Consider the following 7,775-nt stretch of genomic DNA (forward strand, 5'->3'; position numbering starts at 1 on the left):
GGGCCCGTCGATCGCCGGCGGGCTGGGGCGCGAGGGGTTGCAGCGCGCGATGAAGCCCGGGGCCGCGCGCAACGCGATCGACTGTGCGCTCTGGGATCTGGAGGCCAAGCAGGCCGGCAAGCGCGTGTGGGAGCTGGCCGGACTGCCCGCGCCGAAGCCGCTGATCACCGCCTACACGCTCTCGGTGGACACGCCCGAGGCGATGGGCGAGGCCGCCAAGGCCGCCGCCGACCGGCCGCTGCTCAAGCTCAAGCTCACCGGCGACGGGGCCGATGCCGAGCGCGTCGCGGCGGTGCGCGCCAACGCGCCCGCGTCGCGCATCATCGTCGATGCCAACGAGGCGCTGACGCTGGAGGAGGCCGAGCGGATCGCGCCGCTGCTGGCCGAGGCGCGCGTGGAGATGCTCGAACAGCCGCTGCACGCGGACAAGGACGAGGCGCTGCGCGACCGGTCATTCCCGCTCCCGCTCGGCGCCGACGAGTCCTGCCACGATACCGCGACGCTGGACCGGCTCCAAGGGCTCTACCAGGTGGTGAACATAAAGCTCGACAAGACCGGCGGGCTGACCGAGGCGCTGCGGCTGAAGGCTGCCGCCGAGCGGATGGGCTTCCGCGTGATGGTCGGCTGCATGATGGCAACCAGCCTATCGATGGCGCCGGCGCATCTGGTCGCGCAGGGTGCCGACTTCGTCGATATCGACGGGCCGCTCTGGATGGCGGCCGACCGCGATCCGGGGCTCCGTTACGAGGGCAGCCTTGTCCATCCGGCCGAGGCGGCGCTCTGGGGGTAACGGGTCAGCGCACCGCGGCAGCCGCGCGCGCGAGATCGGCGGGCGAGATCAGCACCGAGAACTGCCGGCACCAGATCACCACGCTCGGATAGCGCGCGAGGTCCGTGCCGGGTGGGATCGCGTAGCGCTGGCTGCCCTGGAAGGCCCGCAGCCGGCCGAGATCGACGAATTCGGCGTTGCGCACGTCGGCCGACCGCCGCACCTCCGGCTGCGCGACCAGATAGACATGATAGAGCGGGCCAGGTCCGACGTCGAAATCGGCTTCGAGGAACACCGACCGTTCGGTGACCGTCACGCGGCCGCTGCCGTAGTGCACCGGATCGGACGGGTCCGCGTGGATGAAGGTGCCGGTGGCGACAGCGCGCGCGCGTTCGGCCTCGGCGAGGGTTTCCATCGCCGGCGGCGGCGGGAACAGGAAGGGGAAGGCGAAGATGCCGATCGCGAATCCCGCGCCAGCGCCGAGCACGCCGCCGATCAGGAAGGCGAGGATGGTGAAGCGGCGCATCGCGATGGCCTCCGCGCGGGTTCCGGCTCGCTCGGGCTTCGACGCGGCTCTGCCGCGGGTTACGCGCGGGGACGTGCGTTGACCGGTGCGGCGCCGGCGGCGATGCGGGAGCGATGCCGGCCCGCCGCACGCTGCTCCATGCCTCCGCCCTGACGCTGCTCGCCGTGCCGGGATGCGGCGGCGCAAGCCTCGCCGATCATGGGCTCGCGGCGCTGAACGCGCTCTCCGCCGCGCCGCCCGAACCGGCGGTGGCGGATGCCGCCTTCGGACCTCACCCGCGCCAGCGCCTCGACGTGTTCGCGCCACGGGGGGCCACGGCTGCGCCCGCGGTGGTGTTCTGGTATGGCGGCGGCTGGTCGTCCGGGGCACGCGGGCAGTACCGGTTCGTCGCCGGCGCGCTGGCCCGGCGGGGTCTTGCGACCGTGCTGCCGGACTACCGGCTGTTCCCCGAGGCCGCGTGGCCCGCCTATCCGCAGGACGGCGCGGCCGCTGTCGCGTGGGTCCGCGCCAACGCGGCACGGATCGGCGTCGATCCGGGGCGGATCGCGCTCGCCGGCCACTCGGCCGGGGGCCACATCGCGCTTACGCTCGCGCTCGATCCGCGCTGGCTCGGAGCGCACGGAATCGCGCCGCGCGATCTTGCCGGGGTCGTCTCGATCGCGGGGGTGACGGGCGTCGAGCCGCTCCGGGGCGCGCCCTACGATGCGATCTTCGCCGCCGCCGACCCGGCGGACGCGCATCGTCCGGTGGCGCTGGCCGCGCGCCATGCCGGGGGTGCGCCGCCGATCACGCTGGTCGCGGCCGAGGGCGACACGCTGGTCACGCCGCGCAACTCGGCGCGCCTCGTCGAGGCCATCCGCGCCGGCGGCGGCGAAGCCGAGCTCCTGCTCCGCGCCGATGCGGGCCACATGACCGTGGTGCTCGCGCTGACCACGTCTCTCGCCGCCGACACGGCGGTCGTCGAGGCCATCGCACGGGCGGCCGGAGCGGCCTCCGGCCCGTCGGGCGCGGCTCCGGGGCGGCCGTGACGCGCATCATCACCTGATCCGGCTGCCCCGCCCGATCGGCATCGGCGCTACTCGATCCTGATGTCCGCCTCGCGGATCAGGGTCGTCCACTTGCGCCGCTCCGCCGCGAAGAACGCGGCGAACTCGTCCGGCGTCATCGGCCGCGGCTCGGCGGCGAAGGACAGGATGCGCTCGCGGATCGCCGGCTCGCGCAGCACCGCGCCAATCTCGGCCGAGAGCCGCTCGACGATCGGGCGCGGCGTGCCGGCGCGAACGAACACACCCTGCCAGTCGAGCGCCTCGAAGCCGGGCAGCGTGTCGGCGATCGGCGGCACGTCGGGCAGGGCGGCGAGCGGTCCGGTGCCGGTGTGGCCGAGCGCGCGGACCCGGCCGGCCAGCACATGCCCGGTCTGACCGGAGGCGCTGCCGAACACGAACGGCACGTTGCCGGCGATCACATCGGCGATCGCCGGGCCGCCGCCGCGATAGGGGATGTGGTTCAGCGTGATGCCGGCGGCGCGCGCGAACAGCACCATCGAGAGATGCTGGTTCGAGCCGTTGCCCGACGACGCCCAATCCACCCCGCCGGGCTTTGCCTTCGCCATGGCGATCACGTCGGCGACGCTGCGCACGGGCACGTCGGGGTGCGCGAGCAGCAGGTTGGGGAAGGTGACGATCAGGGTGACGGGCGTGAAGTCGCGGTCGACGTCGAACGGCAGGGAGCGGAACAGCGCCGGGTTCACGCCGATCGCCGCGGCGTCGTGCAGCACGGTGTAGCCGTCGGCGGGTGCCTGGGCGACCGCGGCCTCGCCGATCGTGCCGGTGGCGCCGCCGCGGTTGTCGATCACGATCGGCTGGCCGAGCCGCTCGGCGACGCGCGGGTAGATGATGCGCGCCATGGTGTCGGAGCCGCCGCCCGGCGGATAGGGCACCACCATGCGGATCGGGCGCGAGGGCCACGCGGACTGGGCGCGCGCGGTGCCGAGGCCGAGTGCGAGCGCCGGGGCGGCGAGCAGGAACGCCCGGCGACGGGTGGAGATCGGGGTCATGGCGGTCCTCCCGTTGTGGTTGGGCGTGGGCGCCGTGCCCGTCCGCCGTGAGCCGCAGCCTCGGATGTCAGGGCGACTTATGCAAGTCCAAAATACAATCTTTGGCGTCCCCGCCCTTCGCGCCCGCCGACCCTCCGATCGCGCCGGCGCGCGCCTCGTACGACCGGTGCAGATGCGCCCGCATGAGCCCCGCGGCGGCCTCGCGCTCGTCCTGCTCCAGGAGGTCGAGAATGCGGAGATGCTCTCCCGCCATGCGCGCGAGCCGCTCGGTGTCGCCGTAGAGCCGGTACTCCACCAGGCGGCGCAGCCGGTTCACCCGGCGCAGCCCCTCGAGCAGGAGCGGGTTGCCGGCGAGCCCGATCAGCGCCTCGTGGAAGCCCGAGGTGACCGCGAACAGCACGGCGCGCGAGAGCCGGTGCACCGCGTCGCCGAGCAGCGCCTCCTGCTCGGCGCGCAGCCGCCGGTACACGGCGGGATCGGGGTGGAATCCGGGTTCCAGCATGGCGGCCGGCTCGATGATCAGCCTGTAGCGGTAGCCGGCCGTGTAGGCCTCGGGCGAGTCGATCACCGGCGGGAAGCCCCAGCCGCGCCCGGGCAGGCGCTCTGCCCAGCCCTCGGCCTCGGCCCGGCCGAGCAGCCCGAGCAGCCGCCCGCGCGCGACCGCGTAGCGTCGCGCGAGCGCCCGCGCGCTGACCCGCGGCGGCACGGCGCCGGCGAGCCGGTCCTCGACCAGGCGCTGGTAGAGCGCCTCGTCCGGCTCCGGCGCGGGCTGGGCCAGCGCGGGCGCGGGCAAGGCGGCGGCGTCGCACGCAAGGAAGAAGCCCCGGTTCGGCCGACGCTCCACCACCCCCGAACCGGCGAGCAGCGCGAGCGCCTCGCGCACCGGGGAGCGGGAGACCTTCAGCCGGTCGGCGAGGGCCTGCTCGGCAAGGTGCGTCCCCCGCCGCATCGCGCCGGCGCGCAGCTCGGCCAGGATCCGCTCGGCGAGGCGCTGTGCGAGCCGCGGGGAAGCGGCGGCACAGGGTGGGGTCAATTGCATCTTGGCATCCTATACGACTATGGTCTGGCGCGCATCGTCCAGGAGACCGCCCATGCCCGACCCGATCGAGATCCTCGTCCTGCCGGGCGACGGGATCGGTCCCGAGATCACCCAAGTGGTCGAGGACGTGCTGCGCCTCGCCGACCGCCGCTTCGGCCTCGGACTCAGGCTCACCCGAATGGAGGTCGGCCTCGCGGCCCACGCGGTGCACGGCTCGACCCTGCCGGACGCGGTGATCGCGGCCGCCGAGGCGGCCGACGGGATCGTGCTCGGCCCGGCCGAGATGACCTCCTATCCGCCGCGCGAGCAGGGCGGGATCAGCGTGCCGGGCACGCTGCGCAAGCGGCTCGATCTCTACGCCAATATCCGCCCGGCGCGCGCCCGGCCCGGCCTGCCGCAGCCGCCGGCGCCGATGGACCTCGTGATCGTGCGCGAGAACACCGAGGGCTTTTACGCCGACCGCAACATGTTCGCCGGCATCGCCGAGTTCATGCCGACCGAGGACGTGGCGCTGTCGGTGCGCCGGATCACCGCGCGCGCCTCGCGCCGGATCGCGCGCGTCGCCTTCGAGATGGCCCGCGCCCGCCGCCGCCGCGTCGCGGTGGTGCAGAAGAAGCATGTGCTCCAGCTCACCGACGGGCTGTTCGTCCGCGAGGTCGAGGCGGTGGCGGCCGAGTTCCCCGACGTCGCGCTGGAGAGCGTGACCGTGGATGCGATGGCCGCAGCGCTCTACCGCCACCCGGACCGGTTCGATATCGTGCTCACGACCAACATGTTCGGCGACATCCTGTCGAACCTGACCGCCGAGATGAGCGGCGGGCTCGGGCTGTCGGCGGCGCTCAATGCCGGCGAGCGGCATGCCGCGGCGAACGCGGGGCATGGCTCGGCGCCTGACATCGCGGGCCAGGACAAGGCCAACCCCTGTTCGCTGGTGCTGTCCTCGGCCATGCTCGTGGACTGGATCGGCCGCCGGCGCGGCTGCGTGGAGTGCGTGGCCGCCGCCGGTGCAATCGAGGCCGCGGTGGATGAGCTGCTCGCGAGCCCGGCGACGCGCACGGCCGATCTTGGCGGCGCGCTTGGCACAAGGGCGTTCGGCGCGGCGCTGGTGCGGCGGCTAGGGACAGCGGAGGAGCGTGCGGCGTGAGCGGAATCCGGATCGACCATCTGCACATCAAGAGCCGCGAGCCGGAGGCGGCGGCCGCGTTCTACGTGCGCGCCTTCGGTGCGCGCGAGACCGGCCGTCAATCCGTGCCCGCGGGGGTGCGGATCGTGCTCGATCTGGACGGATTGGCGCTGTTCGTGGAGTCCGTGCCGGAGGGGACACCCGGCGTACCCGCAGCACCGTATCGCGGGCTCGAACATCTCGGACTGGCGGTGGACGATCTCGACGCGCTGCTTGCCGATCTCGCGAGCAAGGGGATTGCGCTGGAAGCGCCGCCGTCATCGCCTCGGCCCGGCGTTCGGATCGCCTTCGTCAAGGCACCGGACGGCGCCCGCGTGGAGATCCTGGAACGCAAGTGAGAGCCGGGGGGGGGGGGGGGCGGCGCGATCCGCCCAACCGATGCGACCATCGTGCTCTCCGGCCTCGACACCCGGCCGCAATGGGCCGACATCGCCGTGCACATCGAGAGCCCGCTGCCGGCGGCGATCGCGCTGCTGGCTCATCCCAAGCTCGCCCTGTTCGCCCGCCGGTCGCCGCCGCCCGCGGGCATCACGGGGCGGGGCGAGGTCGATCTGGCGCTGCGCTTCCCGCTGCTCGACGCGCTGACCGTGGACGGGATCGAGGCGCGCGCGACCGCCCGGGTCGAGGAGGCGGGCGTGCCCGATGTCGTGCTCGGGCAATCCATCACCGGCGGGCGGTTCACGCTGGAGGCGAGCGAGACCGGGCTGAAGCTCGACGGCACCGGCATGCTCGGCGGGCTGGAGACGGCGCTCGGCTACGAGACCGATTTCCGCGCCGGACCTGCGAGCCAGGTCGTGGAGCGCGCGACGCTGCGGCTCGCCCCGCAGGAGGGCGTGGCCGCTGCGTTCGGGATCGACCTCGCGCCGTACCTGACCGGACCGGTCGGCGGGGAGGCGCGGCTCGCGATCCGGCGCGACCGCCAGTCCACGGTGACGCTGCGCGCCGATCTCGCCCGGGCGCGGCTCGCGCTGCCCGAGCTCGGCTGGGCCAAGCCCGAGGGCACGGCCGCCACGGCGGAGGCGACGCTGCGGCTCGCCGGGCCGCGGCTGGTCGCGGCGGAACTGACGACGCTGGAGGGCGCGGGGCTCGCCGCACGGGCGCGCGCGAGCTTCGGCGCGGAGAGCCGCCTCGAGCGCGTCGAGGTGCCCGATCTGCGGCTCGGCGATACGCGGCTCTCCGGCGAGGTGCGGGCACCGGCGCGCGCGGGCGAGCCCTGGCGCATCACGGCGCGCGGCCCGCTGCTCGACCTCTCGCGCCGGCCCCGCGCGGCCGCCGACGCCGCGCCCGGCACCACCCCGTCCGTCGCGGTCGATGCGCAGCTCGACCGCGTCGTGCTTGGCCCGGGCCGCGACACCCGGAATGTCGCGGTCACGCTGCGCCATGACGGGCGGCGGATCGAGGCGCTGGAGGCGCACGGGCTGGTCGGCGACCGCGGCAGCTATACCGCGTCGATCCGCCGCGACGGCACGGCGCGACGGCTGGAGCTGCGCGCGGACGACGCCGGGGCGGCGCTCGCCGCACTCGATGTGACCGGCAGCATGGCGGGCGGGCGGCTCGCGGTCACCGGCCGCTACGACGACACCAGGCCCTCCGCGCCGCTGGCCGGCGAGGCGACGATCGAGGAGTTCCGGCTGCACGATGCGCCGGCGATCGGGCGGGTGCTGCAGGCCATGACGCTCTATGGCGTGCTGGAGATGACGCGCGGCCCGGGACTGTCGTTCTCCAACCTGGTCGCCCCCTTCACACTGGACGGCGACACGCTCGAGCTGCGCGACGCGCGCGCCTACGGCCCCTCGCTCGGCTTCACCGCGAAGGGTTCGGTCGACCTCGCGCGCGACATGCTGGCGATCGAGGGGACGATCGTGCCGGCCTATTTCTTCAACACGCTGCTCGGCCATATCCCTCTGATCGGACGGCTGTTCTCGCCGGAGCGGGGGGGCGGCGTGTTCGCCGCGACCTACCGGGTGCGCGGGCCCCTCGCCGATCCCGAGGTGTCGGTCAATCCGCTCGCCGCGCTGACGCCCGGGTTCCTGCGCGGGCTGTTCGGCTTTCTCGGCGAGGCCGGCGAGGCGCCACCACCCGACCCCGACCCGCACGGGATGCAGCGCGGCGGCGGCGGCTGACCGGGGTTCACGCTCCGTTCATCGGTCGCGCGGATGATGCGGCCGGATTTCCCTGGATCGGAGCCGTGGTCATGTCTGC

Annotated in this window: 8 protein-coding genes; 5 read left to right on the top strand and 3 right to left on the bottom strand. The window is 74.2% G+C overall.

From position 1 onward, the window contains the following. Positions 1-790, top strand: a 790-nt coding sequence (locus ACTIFU_RS20845) for a dipeptide epimerase (protein WP_439580245.1), incomplete at its 5' end; no start/stop codon positions are given. Between the two features lie 4 nt (positions 791-794). Here the strand turns inward: ACTIFU_RS20845 and ACTIFU_RS20850 are convergent. Beyond that, positions 795-1,295 carry a DM13 domain-containing protein gene (locus ACTIFU_RS20850; RefSeq protein WP_439580246.1) on the bottom strand — a complete coding sequence of 167 codons (501 nt, stop codon included), beginning with the start codon at positions 1,293-1,295 and terminating at the stop codon, positions 795-797. Between the two features lie 113 nt (positions 1,296-1,408). On the opposite strand from ACTIFU_RS20850, the gene ACTIFU_RS20855 reads away from it, so the two are divergent. Next, a complete protein-coding gene (locus tag ACTIFU_RS20855; RefSeq protein ID WP_439580247.1) occupies positions 1,409-2,323 on the top strand; it encodes an alpha/beta hydrolase in 915 nt (304 codons plus the stop codon). Between the two features lie 47 nt (positions 2,324-2,370). Here ACTIFU_RS20855 and ACTIFU_RS20860 read toward each other — a convergent pair whose 3' ends face one another. Next, a complete protein-coding gene (locus tag ACTIFU_RS20860; protein WP_439580248.1) occupies positions 2,371-3,351 on the bottom strand; it encodes a tripartite tricarboxylate transporter substrate binding protein in 981 nt (326 codons plus the stop codon). A gap of 67 nt (positions 3,352-3,418) precedes the next feature. Further along, complete coding sequence (locus ACTIFU_RS20865; protein ID WP_439580249.1) at positions 3,419-4,390, bottom strand: GntR family transcriptional regulator; 972 nt, start codon at positions 4,388-4,390, stop codon at positions 3,419-3,421. A gap of 52 nt (positions 4,391-4,442) precedes the next feature. On the opposite strand from ACTIFU_RS20865, the gene ACTIFU_RS20870 reads away from it, so the two are divergent. Genes ACTIFU_RS20870 through ACTIFU_RS20880 form a run of 3 tightly spaced genes read left to right on the top strand, consistent with a single transcriptional unit; the run spans position 4,443 to position 7,696 of the window. Then, entirely contained in the window at positions 4,443-5,534 is a 1,092-nt protein-coding gene (locus ACTIFU_RS20870) for an isocitrate/isopropylmalate dehydrogenase family protein (protein ID WP_439580250.1), read from the top strand. Beyond that, complete coding sequence (locus ACTIFU_RS20875; RefSeq protein ID WP_439580251.1) at positions 5,531-5,911, top strand: VOC family protein; 381 nt, start codon at positions 5,531-5,533, stop codon at positions 5,909-5,911. The genes ACTIFU_RS20870 and ACTIFU_RS20875 overlap by 4 nt, the downstream gene beginning before the upstream one ends. Positions 5,912-5,962: 51 nt before the next feature. Beyond that, a complete protein-coding gene (locus ACTIFU_RS20880; protein ID WP_439580252.1) occupies positions 5,963-7,696 on the top strand; it encodes a hypothetical protein in 1,734 nt (577 codons plus the stop codon). Positions 7,697-7,775 lie beyond the last annotated feature (79 nt).

Source organism: Elioraea sp., from assembly GCF_051860475.1.
Classification (GTDB): Bacteria; Pseudomonadota; Alphaproteobacteria; order Acetobacterales; family Acetobacteraceae; genus Elioraea.

What these genes read in the sequence shown, in the direction of transcription:
- ACTIFU_RS20850 (WP_439580246.1), bottom strand. Translation starts at nt 1,295, where the DNA reads ATGCGCCGCTTCACCATCCTCGCCTTCCTGATCGGCGGCGTGCTCGGC.
- ACTIFU_RS20855 (WP_439580247.1), top strand. Translation starts at nt 1,409, where the DNA reads ATGCCGGCCCGCCGCACGCTGCTCCATGCCTCCGCCCTGACGCTGCTC.
- ACTIFU_RS20860 (WP_439580248.1), bottom strand. Translation starts at nt 3,351, where the DNA reads ATGACCCCGATCTCCACCCGTCGCCGGGCGTTCCTGCTCGCCGCCCCG.
- ACTIFU_RS20865 (WP_439580249.1), bottom strand. Translation starts at nt 4,390, where the DNA reads ATGCAATTGACCCCACCCTGTGCCGCCGCTTCCCCGCGGCTCGCACAG.
- ACTIFU_RS20870 (WP_439580250.1), top strand. Translation starts at nt 4,443, where the DNA reads ATGCCCGACCCGATCGAGATCCTCGTCCTGCCGGGCGACGGGATCGGT.